The organism is Clostridium sartagoforme, from assembly GCF_004794105.1.
In the GTDB taxonomy this organism is placed as follows: domain Bacteria; phylum Bacillota; class Clostridia; order Clostridiales; family Clostridiaceae; genus Clostridium; species Clostridium sartagoforme_B.
The window spans coordinates 20,035-39,118 of sequence record NZ_SRYR01000012.1 but is presented as its reverse complement, the minus strand read 5'-3'; the positions used below and the strand labels follow the sequence as shown (position 1 = coordinate 39,118).

Here is a 19,084-nt window from a genome sequence, read left to right as displayed (position 1 = left end):
TTTAATTATGAAGATTAAAGCATATGCTAAGGTTAACATATCTTTAGATGTAGTTGGAAAGAGAGAAGATGGATATCATTTGTTAGAAATGATAATGCAATCAATAGATTTATATGATGAAATTAAAATAGAAAAGACAAAATCAAATATTACTATTAAATGCAATAAGCAATATGTTCCTACTGATGAAAGAAATTTAGCTTATAAAGCTGCAAAATTATTTATGGAAGAATACAATATTAATTCTGGTATTGAAATAAATATAAAGAAAAATATACCTGTTTGTGCTGGGCTAGCTGGAGGAAGTACAGATGGAGCTGCTGTTTTAAAGTTATTAAATAAAATATTTAATGTTGATGCTTCTGAAGAAGAGCTTATGAAATTAGGTTTGAGATTAGGTGCAGATGTTCCTTATTGCATAAAAGGTGGTACAGCCTTATGTAAGGGAATAGGTGAAGATGTTACTGAGTTACCTAGTTTTAAAGACAAAATTTTAGTTTTAGTTAAGCCACCTTTTGGGGTTTCTACTAAAGGCGTTTATCAAGAGTTTAACTTAAGTAAGGTAAGAAGCCATCCAAATACGGAGCTTTTAATAAATGCTATTAAAGATGATGATTTAAAGCTAGTATGTAATAATATGAAAAACTTATTAGAAAATGTAACTTTAAAGAAACATAAGGTACTTATTAATATTAAAGAAGAAATGAAAGGTTTTGGAGCTGTTGGGTCCATGATGAGTGGAAGTGGTCCTACTGTATTTGCCTTCTTTGATGATATGCTTAAAGCACAAAAATGTTTTGAAAAAATGAAAAATAAATATAATGATGTATTTATTACAAGAACAATTTAATTAATATGAATAAACCTCCATATTTTGGCAACAATTAAGTTGTAAGGAGGTTTTATTATGAAGAATAAGATATTAATAATTTTAAGTATAATTTTAATGATTTTTTTCAATGGTTGTACCAACTTAAAAGATGGACAAGATGTAAGTTTTAATAATAATGAAAATGAAGAATTGATATATGAAGATATTGTAGATAAGATAATAAGATTTCACGTAATAGCAAATAGTGATAGTGATGAGGATCAAGATCTAAAGTTAAAAGTAAGAGATAGAGTTGTAGAATTTATATCAGGAAAGCTGGATAAAAGTGCATCTTTAGAAGAGTCTAGAGAAATGATTTTAAGTAATAAAGAAAAAATGGAAGGTATAGCTAGAGAAGTTATAGAAGAGAATAACTACTCATATGGTGTGGTTAGTGACTTATCTAGAGAGAACTTCCCGGATAAAGTATATGGAGATGTTATTTTCCCCCAAGGTGAATATGAAGCCTATAGAATTATAATAGGTGATGGTAAAGGTGCAAATTGGTGGTGTGTTATGTTTCCTCCTTTATGTTTTGTGGATGGTACTAAAGAAGTCGTTGACTCTAGTGAGATAAAGAAGCAAATAGAAGATGGGGAAGAGGATTCTCCAAATGAAAATATTAAAGAGAAAAATATTAAGGAAGAAAAAGATAAGGAAATTAAAGGGGAAAATGAAAATAAAAAAATAATTTTTAAATTTAAAATATTTGACTTTTTATTTAAAAAATAACCTTGATTAATTTCTATATTATAATTAAACTATATGATATATAAAATGATGAAGGGAGATGGTGCTTTCGCATAATTATCAATTTTGTGCGATAGTCCCAAGAGAGTAATATGAAGAAGAGTGCAATTATATCTTTGAAAAGCTATAACGATTTAGATGCTGATGATGTAATAGAAGTAGTAACTCCTGGAGAATTCATTGTAACTGATGATGGATTTAAAGCGATTTATGAAGAAACTGAGCTTTCAGGTATGGGTGGAACGACAACAACTCTGACGGTTATAGATGATTCTTTACTTCTTGAAAGAGAAGGAAATGTTAGCGCTAAGATGGATTTTAAAAAAGGTGAGACATCAATATCTCTATATAATACTCCATATGGAGCGCTTGACTTACAGATACATACAGAGGATTTAAATGTAGATATAAATGAAAATGGAGGAGTTGTTACTGCTAAGTATTTAATGGAGTTAGCTGGACAGCCACCAATAACAACTAAATTATCAGTTAATGTAAGAACAAATTAAATTTTGAAATCTTAGTAATGAAGTTACTAAGATTTTTTTATTTAAATTAGTAAGGATATTACTAGAGGATTATGTTATAAAATTATATAAAAATTTTATAAGTTTCTAATTATGCATATATTATGTTTAGTAACAAATATAAAATTTTATAATTTGAATATTATAGATTTGTTATGGGAAGAATATAGAAAGTTTAAAGGAGTGATAAATGTGAAAAATGTAGAGGGTTTGGATAAAGTATCAATAATAATAAATATTTTAGCTGTCTATCTAGGTGTAGAAGTGAAGGAAATAAATAACAAACTAAAGAAAAAAGAAAATAAGTATTTACTATTATTACTTCTTGAAAGATATAATTGCCTTAATGGAGAAAATGTAAAAGATCTATTAGAGATAATAAGTGATAAAAGTATGAAATATAATATAGGTAAGGCGCAGGAAAAGTTTTTAGTAAATAAGAGGTTTAGGGAAATGTATTTAGAAATACAAGAAGGGTTAAATAAGATAATATAAAAATAAACGAAAATAAAACAAAAAAACTCTGGATTTTTTGTTTTGAATATGATACGATTATTGATATTATTTTTAGACATTATAAGGGCAGTATAATTAGTGAGGTAATTAATATTGTATCAAAAGGTAATTTTAATGTCAAGAAAATAAATAAATTTTATTTTTTTGGAGGGATTATTTTGAAAACTAAATATGTTTTTGTAACAGGTGGGGTAGTATCATCTTTAGGAAAGGGAATAACTGCAGCATCTTTAGGAAGATTATTGAAGAATAGGGGATTAAAGGTTTCTATACAGAAATTTGATCCTTATTTAAATGTAGATCCTGGGACTATGAGTCCATACCAACATGGAGAAGTTTTTGTTACTGAAGATGGAGCTGAAACGGATCTTGATTTAGGACATTATGAAAGATTCATTGATGAAAGTTTAAGTAGGGATAATAATATTACAACTGGTAAGATATATTGGTCTGTAATATCTAAGGAAAGAAGAGGAGAGTACTTAGGTGGAACTGTACAAGTAATACCTCATATTACTAATGCTATAAAAGAAAAGGTGTATAGTGTAGCAGAAGAGCAAGAGGTAGATGTAGTTATAACTGAAATAGGGGGAACAGTTGGGGATATTGAATCTCAACCATTCTTAGAAGCTATAAGACAAATAAAGTATGAAGCAGGAGAAGACTCTACATGTTTTATACATGTAACTTTAGTTCCGTTCTTAGGGAAGGCAGGAGAGTTAAAGACTAAGCCTACTCAACATTCAGTAAAGGAACTAAGAAGTATAGGTATTCAACCAGATATAATAGTATGTAGATCTGAAAAAGAATTATCAGATTCTATAAAGACTAAAATAGGATTGTTCTGTAATATAGAAAGCAACTGTGTAATTCAAAATTTAGATGCAAGTGAACTTTATGAAGTTCCACTTATGCTTAATAAAGAAGGATTAGATTCTTTAGTTTGTGATAAGTTAGGAATTAAAGAAAGAAGTATAGATAATGTTCAGTGGATACAAATGGTGGACAATCTTAAATCTTTAAAAAAAGAAGTTAATATTGCTCTAGTTGGGAAATATGTTGAGTTACATGATGCATATATATCAGTAGTAGAAGCTTTAAAGCATGGTGGTTTAGCTAATGATTCTAAAGTAAATGTTAAGTGGATAAATGCAGAGGATGTTACTAGAGAAAATGGAGATAAGATATTTGAAAATTGCCATGGTATATTAGTTCCAGGTGGTTTCGGTGATAGAGGTATAGAAGGTAAGCTTGAGGCTATAAGATATGCGAGAATTAACAAAATACCTTTCTTAGGAATATGCTTAGGAATGCAATGTTCAGTAATTGAATTTTCTAGAAATGTTTTAAATTTACAAGGAGCAAATAGTTCAGAGATTAACAGTGAAACTAAGTATCCTGTAATTGACTTAATGAATGAGCAAGTAGGGTTAGATGATTTAGGTGGAACTATGAGACTGGGGGCATATCCTTGTGTATTAGAAAAGGAAAGTATGTCTTATAGTTGTTATAAAGAAGAGGTTATAAGTGAAAGACATAGACATAGATATGAGTTTAATAATGAATATAAAGAGGCTTTAATTGAAGCTGGAATGAGTATAACTGGTACAAGCCCAGATGGTAAATTAGTTGAAATAGTTGAGATAAAGGATCATCCATGGTATGTGGCTGTTCAATTCCATCCGGAATTAAAGTCTAGACCGAATAATCCTCATCCACTATTTATAGGGTTTATTAAAGCATCGTTAAAGCTATGTTAAGGATTCGTTAAGTAAAATTCAAATAAAATGGTAAAAAATTAATATTTGTTCAAAGATTTACGGATAAATTTTACAAAATTTTAAATTTGCAGAAAATATAATTAAAGCCTAGTCTAATGTAAGGCTAAGGGTATATAATTAAATTAAGGCTATATTATAAAATTATGGTTATTTTAACATAGGATGTTAAGAAGTGCTGTTGCACATTGTAAATTTTTAATTGAGCAGTTTTACAACAGTTACTACTTTTTAATGCACATAAGAGGAAGATTAAGATTTAATATTGTTCGAAATTCTTGATAACAAGAGTTTAGATAAAATGTATATTACATACACAATTAATGGAGGGATAATATGAAAAAAAAGTTAATAGCACTAACACTTTCAGCTCTTATGGTTACTGGATTAGTAGGCTGTGGAGATAAAGGCGGAACTGCTGAACAATTAAAGGTAGGTATGGTAACTGATGCAGGTACTATAGATGATAAGTCCTTTAACCAAGGAACTTGGGAAGGAATTGAAAAGGCTAAGGAAGAGCTAAAAATTGAGAATAACTATATAAAGCCAACTGGTACTACAGAAGCTGACTATATGAAGGAAATAGGAAACCTTTACGATACTGATTATAAGTTTATAGTTACTCCAGGATTTAAGTTTGAAACAGCTCTTTTCCAAGCGCAAGATAAATATACAGATGCTAAATTTGTAATTATAGATGGATCACCTAATAATGGTAAAGAGGGTGATGAAAGAGTAGCTAAAGTTGGAGATAATACTGTTGCTGTATTCTTTGCTGAGCATGAAGCTGGATTCCTAGCAGGAGTTGCTACATCTCTTGAATTAAAAACAGGTGAATTAGGTTTTATAGGTGGTATGGAAATTCCAGCAGTTCAAAAGTTTAACTGGGGATTCCAACAAGGTGTTAAGTATGCTAATGAAAATTTAGGAACTAACATGAGTTTAAAAGCTGAAAATGTACAGTATCAAGGTACTTTTGATAATGTTGCAGCTGGACAACAATTAGCAGCAACTATGTATGACAATGGAGTTAAAGCTATATTTACTGCAGCTGGTGGAGTTGGTGTTGGAGCTATAAATGAAGCTAAGACTAGAGGTACTAAAGGTGAAGATGTTTGGATAATTGGTGTTGACGTTGACCAATATGAAGACGGAATGATGGAAAATGGTAAATCAATAATCTTAACTTCAGCTGTTAAGAAGATTGATGAAGCTACATTTGATATCATAAAAGATGAATTAGATGGTAAATTCCCAGGTGGACAAACATTAACATTTGATGCTAAGACAGGTGGTATTGGAATTCCAGCTGAAAACCCTAACCTTTCTAAAGAAACTACTGATAAAGTAGATGATATATTATCTCAAATTAAAGATGGTAAGATCGTTGTTTCTGATGTACAAGGTGATTTAATTAAATAGTATATAAAGAAAGAGGCTACCCGTTGGGAGCCTTTTTTTACTGCAAAAAAGTAACTATTTAAATTTACGGAAGTAATTTATTTAAACTATTGAGGGGCGAGAAAACTTTGTAAGAGTTTTTTATGATAATAAGCATTATTTTAAAGGGAGAGACCTCTAGATTTTGATTAAAGTACATAAACATGGAGATAATATAAATAAATTATCTTGATAAATAGATAAAATTAATTCATAATATAGGTACATATAAGAATGTTATATCCATATCTTTAACTTATCTTAAATTATCCCAGAATATAACTTATGAATAAAATATGGAGGTGTAATTTTGAACAAAGAAAATTACGAGAAAAAGACTTTAGTAGAGCTTAAAGAAATTGCTAAAGATCTAAATATAAAAAATATTAGCAAGCTAAAAAAAGGTGAGCTTATAGATGAAATTATTAATAACTCCCCAAAGAGTATTGAAAAAAATGGAGTGATTTTAAAAGAGAAGATAACTCCTAAGGCTAGAACTTCAGAATCTGTAACTACAGAAAAGGAAGTTAGTGAAGAAGAAAAAGAAGAAAAAAAAGAAAAATTAAAAGTAATGATAAATGAATCTGATTCTGCAAAAGGTGTATTAGAAATATTAGAAAATAATAGTTTTGGATTTTTAAGATGTAATAACTATCAGACTGGTGAGAATGATATATATGTTTCTCCATCTCAAATTAGGAGATTTAATCTGAAAACAGGGGATGAAGTACAGGGGAAGGTTAGAGAGTCTAAAGAAGGTGAAAAGTTTAAAGCTTTACTTTATGTAGAAAAGGTAAATGGAGAACATCCTGAAAAGGCTGTAGGAAGAAAATCTTTTGAAAGTTTAACTCCTATTTACCCAGAAGAAAGATTACATTTAGAAACCAGCAATGAGAAGGATTTATCTTCAAGATTAATGGATATAATTTGTCCTATAGGGAAAGGACAAAGAGGGATAATTGTAGCACCTCCTAAAGCTGGAAAAACTACTTTACTTAAAAAAGTAGCTCAAAATATTTCTAGAAACTATCCTGACGTTAAGTTAATAGTTTTATTAATAGATGAAAGACCAGAGGAAGTTACAGATATGAAGAGGTCTATTAATGGAGATGTAATTTACTCAACCTTTGATGAAGAACCTCAAAACCATGCTAAAGTTTCTCAAATGGTACTTGAAAGAGCTAAGAGAATGGTAGAGCAAGGTAAGGATGTAGTGATTTTATTAGATAGCTTAACAAGACTTTCTAGAGCTTACAATCTTACTATAACTCCTACAGGTAGAACATTATCAGGGGGGTTAGATCCAGGTGCACTAATAATGCCTAAAAAATTCTTTGGAGCAGCAAGAAATGTTGAAGAAGGTGGTAGTTTAACTATATTAGCTACAGCTTTAGTAGATACAGGTTCTAGAATGGATGATATGATATTTGAAGAATTTAAGGGAACTGGAAATATGGAAGTTCACTTAGATAGAAAGCTTCAAGAGAGAAGAATCTTCCCAGCTATAGATATTTATAAGTCTGGAACAAGAAAAGAAGATTTAATTTTATCTGAGGAAGAAAAAGAAGTAGCTTATTCAATAAGAAGAGTTATGTATAGGGATGGAAATGTTGAAAATGTAACTGAAAAGTTAATTAACATGTTATCTAGAACTAAAAACAATAAAGAATTCGTTAGTGCATTTAGTAAAAGTGAAATAGAAAAAAGATAGAACAATAAAGTGCTATCGCACAATGTAAAATGAAAAGATAATAATTTTGGAAATTCCTAAAGAATTATATCAATTAGTATTCGTTTTAAAGTTTAAATGGGGCGTTTGTGCAACAGTCTCAATAAAAAATAAAAGTATGGAATATTATATTTACAACTCTAAGATTGAGTTTAAGAAATATAAAATTTCATACTTTTTTATTATCTATGCATTTCAATCAATTCCTACCTGTTAGAAATTAATTTATTAGCTATATCTACAATTTTATCTTTTGAATACTTTGATGATAAGTTATATAAATTTTTTTCCATGGTTTTAAGTTTATCTCTATTTGAAATCAAATCATTAATAATTAAATTTATTTCTAAAAGGTTATCTACATATATCCCATATCCATTAGAAGTTAAAAATTCGACATTTTGAGTTTCTTGTCCAGGAATGGCAAATGGAATTAAAATTGGAAGATGTTTTGATATAGCTTCAGTAACAGTAAGTCCACCAGGTTTACTGATTATTAAGTCAGAATACTCCATTAGAGAATCCACATCTTTTGAGAAACCTAAAATATGAAGTTTTTTATTTTTAATTGGATGATTATATTCTTGTAATAAATCTGCTTTAAGTCGTTCGTTTTTTCCACAAACTACTGTTATTCTTAATTTGTTTGGGTTTGTAAGCAGTTCTTTTAAAACATAAGAGATATTTTTTAACCCCATACTACCACTCATTAGTAATATATTAAAATAATCATCTGATTTTATAACTTTTATATCTTTTTTATCTTCTAAGAATTCATCTTTTACAGGAATACCAAAAGCAAATAGCTTGTTTTTGTCTATACCTCTTAAAGCCATATCATTACATGTATTTTCACTTGCAGTAATAAAAGCATCAATATTATTATCTAGATAAGTAGCATGTGCTTTAAAATCAGTTACTATAGATATAACAGGAATGTTTAATCCTTGCTTTTTTAAAGACCCCATAATATTAACAGCAAAAGGATGGGTTAATAATATTATATCTGGATTTTCAGATTGTATTAACTTTGAAAGCTTTTTTCTTGTAAAAAGAAAAACCATTGATAACAACTTATTTGTAAAGCTTGTATCAGTCAACTTGTAACCTAATCCATAAGTTTTTGGAAAAAAGGAAGCAGAAATCTCATATCCATTAATAAATAGCTTAGTTAATATTTTACTATTATTTTTTAAAAAATCATGGGTTACTACTTCATATCCTGATTTTACAAAAGAAGTAGAGATTGATTTTGCAGCTTGATTATGACCTTCTCCAGTTGATGTTGTTAATATTAAAATCTTCTTCATAAAATACACTCGCTTTTCTAAATAACTTAATCTATGTTTCAATTAGTAATCTATATTTTAAGTATTATAAAATTATAAGTAAAAAATAATCTTATAATAAATTACATTAATTGAAAGCATCTATATTTTAATTCTTATATAAGTTGAGTATGTAATTCCTTAATTAACGAATTAGACATAGGAAATATAGCTTAATTAAATAAAGGAATTTTATTACAACCTATATTATTAAAAATCCATACTTATATTATAATACAAATAGGTTAAATAGAAGTAAAATTTGAAAAAACTTAGATAAAATTAAGATTTAAATAAAATGTTATATTTATATATTAACTTTTAAAAGAATTTTATTCATAAAGAAAAAATGGGAAAGACATTGTCTTTCCCAGAATTTCTTACTTATTAAGGTTGAATCTCTTATTGAACTTGTCAACTCTACCGCCAACATCAACGATTTTTTGTTTACCAGTGAAGAATGGGTGGCATTTAGAGCATATTTCCACTTTTAGTTCATCTTTAACTGAACCAGTTGTAAAAGTATTTCCACATGCACACTTAACTACAGCTTCATTGTTGTATTTTGGATGTATGCCTTCTCTCATATTTTTCACCTCTTTCGAATACTAAAATAACCACTAAAGTATATCATAGGCCATATTTGTAGTCAAGGTGATACATAATAAAAATATAGAACTGTTGTATTAAATTGCACAGAAGTTTTTTATAATGGAATTTTTAAAACAAAAGAGGTTTTGCATTGCAAAACCTCTTCCTTCATTTTTTCATCCTTTCATTTCCTTCATTTTTTCATTTTAAAATGCTTCGCATTTTGAAAATAATAATGCTATAATCTTAATATATCTAATGAAAAAGGAGACATGAACATGAGCAAATTATATTTTAGATATGGTGCAATGAATTCAGGAAAATCAACGCATTTAATGCAGGTAGCATATAATTATGAAGAACGTGGAATGAATGTAATATTACTTAAGCCTTATACAGATACTAAAGGTGGAGATAAATTAGTTTCTAGATTAGGTGTTGAAAGAAAAGTGGATTTAGTTATTAAAGAAAATGATAGTGTATTAGAAGAATTTAATTTATATAAATCTGAAAATGGACATGTAGACTGTATTCTTGTTGATGAAGTTCAATTTTTAAAAGGTAATCAAATTGACGAACTTTTTGAACTTGCAGTAGTTCAAAATGTGCCAGTTATATGTTATGGACTAAGAACAGACTTTAAGATGCAAGGTTTTGAAGGTAGTAATAGACTTCTATTATTAGCTCATAGTATTGAAGAAATGAAAACAATATGTAAATGTGGAAGAAAAGCTATATTAAATGGAAGAAAAATAAATAACAAATTTGTCTTTGAAGGTGAACAGGTAGCAATTGATAATGTAGATGATGTTGAATATGAATCTTTATGTGGACATTGTTATTTTACATATAAAAATAATTTGTAAATAGAAAGAGTGATAGAATGAAAAGGTGTGATGTGGGAGGTCAGGCTGTCATCGAGGGAGTAATGATGAGAGGCAGCAAGGGGCAAGCTACTGCTATAAGGAAGTCAAATGGAAAAATAGAAGTTGATATAAAGAAAATAGTTCCTATAACTAAAAAATATAAAATTTTAAATATTCCTTTTATTAGGGGGATATTTGTGCTTATTGATTCTTTAATTACTGGAGTTGATACATTAAACTATTCAGCTTCATTCTTTGAAGAAGAGGAAGAAGAAAGTAAATTTGAAAAATGGCTTAAAGATAAGTTTGGTGATAAAGCAAATAACTTAATAATGGCTGGGACTATGGTAATGTCATTTATAATAGCCATAGGCTTATTTATTGCTGTTCCAACAGGGATTGCATCAATATTTAGTATTTTAAATTTAAATCCAATAGCTTTAAATTTAATTGAAGCTGTTATTAGAATTATGATTTTACTTGGATATATGTATGTTATAAGCAAGATGGAGGATATCTATAGAGTTTTCCAATATCATGGAGCAGAGCATAAAACTATTTTTTGTTATGAAGCAGAAGAAGAATTGACAGTGGAAAATGTAAGAAAATTTGAAAGATTTCATCCAAGATGTGGAACTAACTTCTTATTCTTAATAATGTCTGTTAGTATTTTAATCTTCAGTTTTACTGGGTGGGGTGGATTTTTCGAAAGATTAGTTTTAAGGATTGTGCTTATACCTATAGTATCAGGAATAACTTATGAATTAATTAGATGGCTTGGAAGGAGCGAAAATTTTATGTCTAGGATTATTGCTTATCCAGGGCTTAAATTACAAGAGTTAACAACTAAGGAACCAGACGATTCTCAGCTTGAAGTAGCAATTGAAGCTCTTAAAAAGGCTGAAGGTATAAAAGATAAAAATAAGAATATTGGAGAGCTTTTAGAAAATGGTTCGAAGGTTCTTAAAGATAATGATGTAGATACCTATATATTAGATGCTCAACTTTTATTAGGAATGGTATTAGCTAAAGATAAGATATATTTAATAACTAATAGAGATAAAGAAGTTTCAGTTAAGGACGAAAAAGAATATTTAAATTTAATTGAAAAAAGAAGCAAGAAAATGCCTATTAAATATATATTAGGGGAAACTGAGTTTATGGGCATAGATTTAGATGTAGAAGAAGGCGTACTTATTCCTAGAGGTGATACAGAAGTATTAGTTGAAGAAGTATTGTCTATAATTAATGAAGAAGATTCTTTAGATGTATGTGATCTTTGTTCGGGAAGTGGAGCTATTGGAATATCATTAGCTATTTTAAGAAAAAATATAAAGGTAGATGAAATAGATAATTATGATATACCAGAGAAAGTAACTAAAAGTAATATACTTAAACATGCTTTGGAAAATAGAGTTAAATTTATCAAAAGTAATCTTTTAAGGGAAGTAATAAAGCAAGAGAAGAAATACGATATAATTGTATCAAATCCTCCATATATTAAGGCTTCAGAAATTGATAATTTAATGGATGATGTTAAGGTGTATGAGCCTCATATAGCATTAGATGGTGGTGAAGATGGACTTGTATTTTATAGAAAAATAATTAAAGAAAGTAAACTTGCATTAAAGGATAATGGATTATTGGCCTTTGAGATAGGTCATGATCAAGGTGAGTCAGTGAAAAAACTTATGGAGGAAGAAGGTTTTTCCAATATAAGATTAGTTAAAGACTTAGCAGGTTTAGACAGAGTTTTACTAGGTTACTTTAATTGTTGATAAATTTCTACTTCTTATGATATAATATGGAGATGTAAAAAAATAAAGTACGGAGTGATATTTATGTTATTAGATAAACTGGCTTTTATAGAAAATAAATATGATGAGCTATCAGTGAAAATATCAGATCCTTCAATTATGGCTAATCAAGCTGAATGGAGAAAGCTATGTAAGGAACATGCTGATTTAGAGATTATAGTTACTGCCTATAAAGAATATAGAAGTGTTATAGATGATTTAGAAGCAAATAAGGAGATGTTATCAGAAGAAAGCGATAAAGAAATGAGAGAAATGCTTTCTGAAGAAATATCAATGTTAACAGCTAGAGAACAAGAATTAGAAAATCATATACAAATTTTATTATTACCTAAGGACCCTAATGATGAAAAGAACGTTTTTGTTGAAATCAGAGGTGGTGCTGGTGGTGATGAAGCAGCATTGTTTGCAGCAAATTTATTTAGAATGTACACTAGATATGCTGAAACTCAAAGATGGTCTGTAGAGCTTATGAGTGCTAATGAAACAGACATCGGTGGATTTAAAGAAGTTGTATTTATGATCAAAGGTCATGGAGCTTATTCTAAGCTAAAGTATGAAAGTGGAGTTCATAGAGTACAAAGAGTTCCAGACACTGAATCAAGTGGTAGAATTCATACATCAACAGCAACAGTTGCTGTACTTCCAGAAGTAGATGATGTAGAAATTGAAATTCATGAAAAAGACTTAAGAATAGATGTTTATAGAGCTTCTGGTAATGGAGGACAATGTGTTAATACTACTGACTCTGCAGTAAGAATAACGCATTTACCAACTGGAGTTGTTGTTCAATGTCAAGATGAAAAGTCACAGCTTAAAAATAAAGAAAAAGCTATGAAAGTTTTAAGATCTAGATTATATGAAGCAGCAGAAGCAGAAAGAAGTGCTGGTATAGCTGAAGATAGAAAGAGCCAAGTTGGTTCTGGAGACAGAAGTGAAAGAATTAGAACTTACAATTACCCTCAAGGAAGAGTAACTGAGCATAGAATAGGCTTAACTCTTTATAGATTAGAATCTTTCTTAAATGGAGATATTGAAGAGGTAATTAATGCATTAATTACAGCAGATCAAGCTGAAAAGATGAAGCAAATGGGTAATACTGATGCTATTTAATAAAAAAGCCTTACATTTTTAATGTGAGGCTTTTAAAGTAGGTGTGGGAATGAAGATATTAAAAGCTTTAAAAAAGGAAAGTAGAAGAATAAAACAATTTTATGCTTTGATGATTTCACTTTTTATACTTCTTCCTTTAATAGCCTTTTTAGCGCAAATAGATTCTATATTCTTATGGGGATATTTAGGCTTATTAGAGGTACTTATAATACTAGCTTGCATAAATAAGTTGAATTATCATAGATTAAAATTTGAATGTAGTAATAATAAATTAAAATTTAAAAGTGGCCTATTTTTTAGGGAATCAGTTATTATTTGTGATAAAGTAATGGTAGTGCATACAGATAAAGAAAAAGAAGATATGGATATAATACTAATAGCTACTATGAAATTTAGGAATAAATATTTAAAGCCTATAAATAAGAGCTTTTTAAGAAGATACCCTGAGGCTGCAGAAGAGTACATAAAAGTAAAAAAAATTAATCCTGAAGAAAATTATTATTTTCAGGTTATAAGAAGAGGAGCTTTAAAAAAATATACATTACTTAATACTATATTTAGTAATTGCGTAAAAGCTTCATATACTTCCTCAGCCATTGAAAATATAAAAATAGCTAGAGAACAAATAGAATTATAATTTATAAGAAGTAATCCAGGCGCGTAGCGGTGCTTAGCTCCCACTTTTAGAAGATGAGAGTATTAGCAATGGTAGCGATGGAATAAATATATATGAAAGAAGGAATTACTTTTGGAAACAAAGGTGGCTATTATTAATAATATTAATAATGATATAGAATACTTAAAAGAAGCGGCAAGTATTATATATGATGGAGGACTAGTAGCCTTTCCAACAGAAACTGTATATGGCCTTGGGGCTAATGCCTTAAATGAGGCTGCAGTTTTAAAAATATTTCAAGCAAAGGGAAGACCTCAAGATAATCCACTAATAGTTCATGTAGCTTCTAAAGAAATCGATGAGTTAGTTGAATATGTGCCTGAAGTTGCAAAAGAGCTTATGGATAAGTTCTGGCCAGGACCTTTAACAATAATTTTAAATAAAAAAGATATAATACCTAATAGAACTAGCGCTAATTTATCTTCAGTAGGGATAAGAATGCCAAATAGTGAAATAGCATTAAAGCTAATTGAATTATCAGGATGTCCAATAGCAGCCCCATCTGCTAATATTTCAGGGAGACCAAGTCCTACTGATGTAGAAAGATGTATTGAAGATTTAAATGGTAAAGTTGATTATATTTTAGGTGGAATGCAAAGTGATGTTGGAGTGGAATCAACTATAGTTGATTGTACTGTTATGCCACCAGTTGTTTTAAGACCAGGTGGAATAACTTTAGAAATGTTAAAAGAGATATGCAATGAAATAACAATAGATAAGGCTATTCAAGGAAAACCTGATGAAAATCTAAAGCCTAAGGCTCCTGGAATGAAGTATAGACATTATGCTCCAAAGGCAAAATTAAAGATAATAAAGGGAAATAGAGAAAAAACTATTGAAAAAATCAATGAAATAGTACAAAATTATATAGATAATAAAAAAAGAGTAGCTATATTATCAACAGAAGAGTTTAAAAGTAAGTTTCCTTTAGGAGAAACTATTTCTCTTGGAAGTGAAAATAACCTTAATGAAGTTGCTAGGAATTTATTTGAATCTCTTAGAAAATGTGATGATATAAAAGTTGATTTAATTTTATGTCAAGCATTTGAAGAAAAGGGTGTTGGCCTAGCAATAATGAATAGATTAAATAAAGCAGCAGGTTTTAATATTATAGAAGTATAATTAGGGAGGGAGGGGGAACCTTTCCTTTTTTTTATTATATAGATTATCATATTACAGTTAGGAGGATTGTTAATGATGAAAATAGCAGTTGGCTCTGACCATGGTGGAGTTGAACTAAAAGAAGAAATTAAGAAATTCTTAAATAGGGAAGGGTATGAATTTAAAGATTTTGGAACTAATTCTACAGAATCTTGTGATTATCCAGATTATGCTCTTCCAGTAGCAGAAGCAGTAGCAGCTAAGGAATATGACCTTGGAATATTAATTTGTGGTACTGGTATAGGAATAGGCATAGCTGCCAATAAGGTTCCAGGAATAAGAGCAGCTTTATGTTCAGATACTTTTAGCGCTCATGCTACAAGAGAACATAATAATGCAAATATATTAACACTAGGTCAAAGAGTAGTTGGACCTGGATTAGCTATAGATATAGTTAAAACTTTCTTAAACACAGAATTTGAAGGTGAAAGACACCAAAAGAGAATTGATAAAATAGCTGAAATTGAAAAAAAATATAATAAATAATATATGATTCCATAGGAGGAGTAAAATGAGCAAAGTAACTCAAATCAATCACCCACTAATACTACATAAACTTGCATTTATAAGAAATAAGGAAACAGGTTCAAAGGACTTTAGAGAATTAGTTGAAGAAGTATCAATGCTAATGGCATATGAAGTAACTAGAGACTTAAGCACAGAAGAAGTAGAAATAGAAACACCAATATGTAAAACTAAGTGCAAAATGCTTTCAGGAAAGAAAGTAGCTATAGTTCCAATACTAAGAGCAGGTCTTGGAATGGTAGATGGAATGCTTAAGTTAATTCCAGCTGCAAAGGTAGGACATATTGGATTATACAGAGATGAAGAAACACTTCAACCAGTAGAATACTTCTGTAAATTACCTCAAGATATAGCTGAAAGAGATGTAATAGTAGTAGATCCTATGTTAGCTACAGGTGGTTCAGCTGCAGATGCAATAACAATGCTTAAGAAAAGAGGAGCTAAGAATTTAAGACTTATGTGCTTAATAAGCTCTCCAGAAGGTATTGAATTTGTTCAAAATGCACATCCAGATGTTGATATATATGTAGCTGGAATAGATGAAAAGTTAAATGAAAATGGATATATAGTTCCTGGACTTGGAGATGCTGGAGATAGACTATTTGGAACTAAATAGTATAAAATAGTATATTTATAAAGAAGAGCTATTGGAAATTGTAATGTTTCCATAGCTCTTTTTATTCTAATGGGTTATTGTAAATATTAGGAATATAAATATTTGTTTATTTATTAGCTTATGTGTATAATTAACTTAATAGAATACAGATAATAAATATATAAATGTGCTATCGTATAATGTAAAAAGATAAATTAAGAATTTGGCTGCTTGTTAAACAGCCTTATCAGGAGGACACTTTAATGGAAAAGAAGAAAATAATAACTATATTTGGGACTAGGCCAGAAGCAATAAAAATGGCTCCTTTAGTTAAAGAATTAGAAAAAAGAGAAGGTATTGACTCTAAAGTTTGTGTTACAGCTCAACATAGAGAGATGTTAGATCAAGTTTTAGGTTTATTTGATATAAAGCCCGATTTTGATTTAAATATAATGAAGAGTAAGCAAACTTTAACAGGCATAACTAATAAGGTTTTAGAAGGACTAGAAGAAGTATTTGCAAATGAAAAACCAGATATGATATTAGTTCATGGTGATACAACAACAACTTTCTCAGGAGCTTTAGCTGCTTTTTATCAACAAATTAAAGTTGGTCACGTTGAAGCTGGACTTAGAACTTTTGATAAGTATTTTCCGTTTCCAGAAGAAATGAATAGAAAATTAACAGGTTCTTTAGCTGATTTACATTTTGCACCTACTAAAGGTTCAAAATCAAATCTTTTAAGAGAAGGCATAAATGAAAAGGAAGTATTTATTACAGGAAATACTGTTATAGATGCAATGCTTCATACAGTTAAAGAAGATTATGTTTTTGAAAATGAACTTTTAAATAAGATAGATTTTAAAAATAAAAAGGTTATTATGATAACAGCTCATAGAAGAGAAAACTGGGGTCAAGGAATTGAAAATATTTGTGATGCCTTAAATAAAGTTGTGGAAGAAAATGAAGATGTAGAGTTAGTATATCTTGTTCATTTAAATCCTGTTGTTAAAGATGTAGTTAATGCAAAACTTGGAGGAAAAGAAAGAATACATTTACTTCCACCATTAGATACAAAGGAAACACATAATTTAATGAATAAGTGCTTTATGGTAATGACTGATTCAGGTGGATTACAAGAGGAAGCACCTCATTTAGGTAAGCCAGTTTTAGTATTAAGAGATGTTACTGAAAGACCTGAAGCTGTTGAGTATGGAACTGTTAAGTTAGTTGGAACTGATATTGATAAGATAGTGAATAGTGCAAACACATTAATTAATAATGAAGAAGAATATTTAAAGATGAGTAAGGCTGCTAATCCATATGGAGACGGCTTTGCATCTAAGAGAATAGCTGATATTATAGAAAATTATTTCGATTTAAGAAAAATAGAAATTGAGGAATTTTTAAGATAATATAGAAAATTTAGAATAATTGGGTTGATAATAAGGAATAAAGTGGTATAATTAAGTTGTGTTAATTGTTTAACAAGTTTGACAATTTATAATAGTTTATAAAAAGGAGAGATAAATATGAGAGAAGTCGTAATTGCGAGTGCAGTAAGAACAGCTATAGGTTCTTTTGGAGGAGCATTAAAGGATGTATCAGCAGCTGATTTAGGTGCATTAGTAATCAAAGAAGCTTTAAATAGAGCCGGAGTAAAAGGCGAGTTAGTTGAAGAAGTATTAATGGGAAATGTTATACAAGCAGGTCTAGGTCAAAATGTTGCTAGACAAGCAGTTATTAAAGCAGGATTACCAGTAGAAGTACCAGCAATGACAATTAATAAAGTTTGTGGATCAGGCCTTAGAACAGTTTCTTTAGCAGCACAAATAATAAAAGCAGGAGATGCTGATATTATCGTTGCTGGAGGAATGGAAAATATGTCACAAGCTCCATACCTATTAAAGTCATCTAGATGGGGACAAAGAATGGGCGATGGAAAAATGGTTGACTCAATGATAAATGATGCATTATGGGATGCCTTTAATGATTATCATATGGGAGTTACAGCTGAGAACATAGCTAAAGAGTGGAACTTAACTAGAGAAGAACAAGATGAATTCGCAGTTAATTCTCAATTAAAAGCTGAAGCAGCAATTAAGTCTGGAAGATTTAAAGATGAAATAGTACCAGTAGTTATTCCTCAAAGAAAGGGAGAGCCAAAGGTATTTGACACAGACGAATTCCCAAGATTCGGAGCTACAATAGAAGGAATGGCTAAGTTAAAGCCTGCATTTATAAAAGATGGTACAGTAACCGCAGCTAATGCATCAGGAATAAATGATGGAGCAGCAGCATTTGTAGTTATGAGTGCTGAAAAAGCAGAGGAACTAGGATTAACACCTTTGGCTAAAATAGTATCTTACGGACAAAAGGGATTAGATCCAGCTATAATGGGATATGGACCTTTCCATGCAACAAAGAAAGCTTTAGAAGTTGCTGATTTAAAGATTGAAGATTTAGATTTAATAGAAGCTAATGAAGCTTTTGCAGCTCAAAGTTTAGCTGTAGCTAAAGATTTAAAATTTGATATGAGCAAAGTAAATGTAAATGGTGGGGCTATAGCATTAGGACATCCAGTTGGAGCATCAGGTGCAAGAATTTTAGTTACATTACTTCATGAAATGCAAAAAAGAGATGCTAAAAAAGGTTTAGCAACACTTTGCATAGGCGGAGGAATGGGAACAGCTCTTATAGTTGAAAGAAAATAATTAATATTTAGGATGTATCAAAATTGAAAATGTTTGATACATCCATTTTAATATATATGATATAGTATTTTTAATGCTAGACTTTGTCTA

18 protein-coding genes are annotated in these 19,084 nt (G+C 29.6%); 16 read left to right on the top strand and 2 right to left on the bottom strand.

Features of this window, described 5'->3' with window-relative positions; all coding sequences use genetic code 11:
- The first annotated feature begins 7 nt into the window (after positions 1-7).
- The 7 genes from ispE (at position 8) to rho (ending at position 7,593) form a co-directional block, all read left to right on the top strand.
- Positions 8-850, top strand: coding sequence for a 4-(cytidine 5'-diphospho)-2-C-methyl-D-erythritol kinase (gene ispE / locus E5347_RS14785; RefSeq protein ID WP_136008000.1), 843 nt, complete (start codon positions 8-10; stop codon positions 848-850).
- A gap of 57 nt (positions 851-907) precedes the next feature.
- Positions 908-1,603: a stage II sporulation protein R gene (gene spoIIR, locus E5347_RS14780; RefSeq protein ID WP_136007999.1), complete on the top strand. Its 696-nt coding sequence runs from the start codon at positions 908-910 to the stop codon at positions 1,601-1,603.
- A 110-nt stretch (positions 1,604-1,713) separates the two neighbouring features.
- Positions 1,714-2,130, top strand: a complete 417-nt coding sequence (locus E5347_RS14775) for a DUF1934 domain-containing protein (RefSeq protein ID WP_136007998.1) — start codon at positions 1,714-1,716, stop codon at positions 2,128-2,130.
- 210 nt (positions 2,131-2,340) lie between these two features.
- On the top strand, positions 2,341-2,643 hold the full coding sequence (locus E5347_RS14770; protein ID WP_136007997.1) for a hypothetical protein: 303 nt from the start codon (positions 2,341-2,343) through the stop codon (positions 2,641-2,643).
- A gap of 173 nt (positions 2,644-2,816) precedes the next feature.
- On the top strand, positions 2,817-4,424 hold the full coding sequence (locus tag E5347_RS14765; protein WP_207670498.1) for a CTP synthase: 1,608 nt from the start codon (positions 2,817-2,819) through the stop codon (positions 4,422-4,424).
- 354 nt (positions 4,425-4,778) lie between these two features.
- A complete protein-coding gene (locus E5347_RS14760; RefSeq protein WP_136007995.1) occupies positions 4,779-5,864 on the top strand; it encodes a BMP family lipoprotein in 1,086 nt (361 codons plus the stop codon).
- Positions 5,865-6,192: 328 nt separating this feature from the next.
- Positions 6,193-7,593 (top strand): transcription termination factor Rho, encoded by a 1,401-nt coding sequence (gene rho, locus E5347_RS14755; RefSeq protein ID WP_136007994.1) that lies wholly within the window; start codon positions 6,193-6,195, stop codon positions 7,591-7,593.
- A gap of 224 nt (positions 7,594-7,817) precedes the next feature.
- Here rho and E5347_RS14750 read toward each other — a convergent pair whose 3' ends face one another.
- On the bottom strand, positions 7,818-8,921 hold the full coding sequence (locus tag E5347_RS14750; RefSeq protein ID WP_136007993.1) for an MGDG synthase family glycosyltransferase: 1,104 nt from the start codon (positions 8,919-8,921) through the stop codon (positions 7,818-7,820).
- 398 nt (positions 8,922-9,319) lie between these two features.
- Positions 9,320-9,526 (bottom strand): 50S ribosomal protein L31, encoded by a 207-nt coding sequence (gene rpmE, locus E5347_RS14745; RefSeq protein ID WP_066676590.1) that lies wholly within the window; start codon positions 9,524-9,526, stop codon positions 9,320-9,322.
- 282 nt (positions 9,527-9,808) lie between these two features.
- Between rpmE and E5347_RS14740 the strand changes: the two genes are divergently transcribed.
- From E5347_RS14740 to E5347_RS14700, 9 genes are all read left to right on the top strand, one after another.
- Positions 9,809-10,396, top strand: a complete 588-nt coding sequence (locus E5347_RS14740; RefSeq protein ID WP_136007992.1) for a thymidine kinase — start codon at positions 9,809-9,811, stop codon at positions 10,394-10,396.
- Positions 10,397-10,413: 17 nt separating this feature from the next.
- On the top strand, positions 10,414-12,174 hold the full coding sequence (gene prmC / locus E5347_RS14735) for a peptide chain release factor N(5)-glutamine methyltransferase (protein WP_136007991.1): 1,761 nt from the start codon (positions 10,414-10,416) through the stop codon (positions 12,172-12,174).
- Between the two features lie 63 nt (positions 12,175-12,237).
- Positions 12,238-13,323 (top strand): peptide chain release factor 1, encoded by a 1,086-nt coding sequence (gene prfA / locus E5347_RS14730; RefSeq protein WP_136007990.1) that lies wholly within the window; start codon positions 12,238-12,240, stop codon positions 13,321-13,323.
- 49 nt (positions 13,324-13,372) lie between these two features.
- The gene (locus E5347_RS14725; RefSeq protein ID WP_136007989.1) at positions 13,373-13,960 is read left to right on the top strand and encodes a hypothetical protein; all 588 of its coding nucleotides are present in this window, start codon (positions 13,373-13,375) and stop codon (positions 13,958-13,960) included.
- Between the two features lie 111 nt (positions 13,961-14,071).
- Positions 14,072-15,121 (top strand): L-threonylcarbamoyladenylate synthase, encoded by a 1,050-nt coding sequence (locus tag E5347_RS14720; RefSeq protein WP_136007988.1) that lies wholly within the window; start codon positions 14,072-14,074, stop codon positions 15,119-15,121.
- 75 nt (positions 15,122-15,196) lie between these two features.
- Entirely contained in the window at positions 15,197-15,646 is a 450-nt protein-coding gene (gene rpiB, locus E5347_RS14715) for a ribose 5-phosphate isomerase B (RefSeq protein WP_136008034.1), read from the top strand.
- Positions 15,647-15,671: 25 nt separating this feature from the next.
- Positions 15,672-16,301 carry a uracil phosphoribosyltransferase gene (gene upp, locus E5347_RS14710; RefSeq protein WP_136007987.1) on the top strand — a complete coding sequence of 210 codons (630 nt, stop codon included), beginning with the start codon at positions 15,672-15,674 and terminating at the stop codon, positions 16,299-16,301.
- Positions 16,302-16,543: 242 nt separating this feature from the next.
- The gene (gene wecB, locus E5347_RS14705; protein WP_136007986.1) at positions 16,544-17,695 is read left to right on the top strand and encodes a non-hydrolyzing UDP-N-acetylglucosamine 2-epimerase; all 1,152 of its coding nucleotides are present in this window, start codon (positions 16,544-16,546) and stop codon (positions 17,693-17,695) included.
- Between the two features lie 117 nt (positions 17,696-17,812).
- Positions 17,813-18,994 (top strand): acetyl-CoA C-acetyltransferase, encoded by a 1,182-nt coding sequence (locus tag E5347_RS14700; RefSeq protein ID WP_136007985.1) that lies wholly within the window; start codon positions 17,813-17,815, stop codon positions 18,992-18,994.
- Positions 18,995-19,084 lie beyond the last annotated feature (90 nt).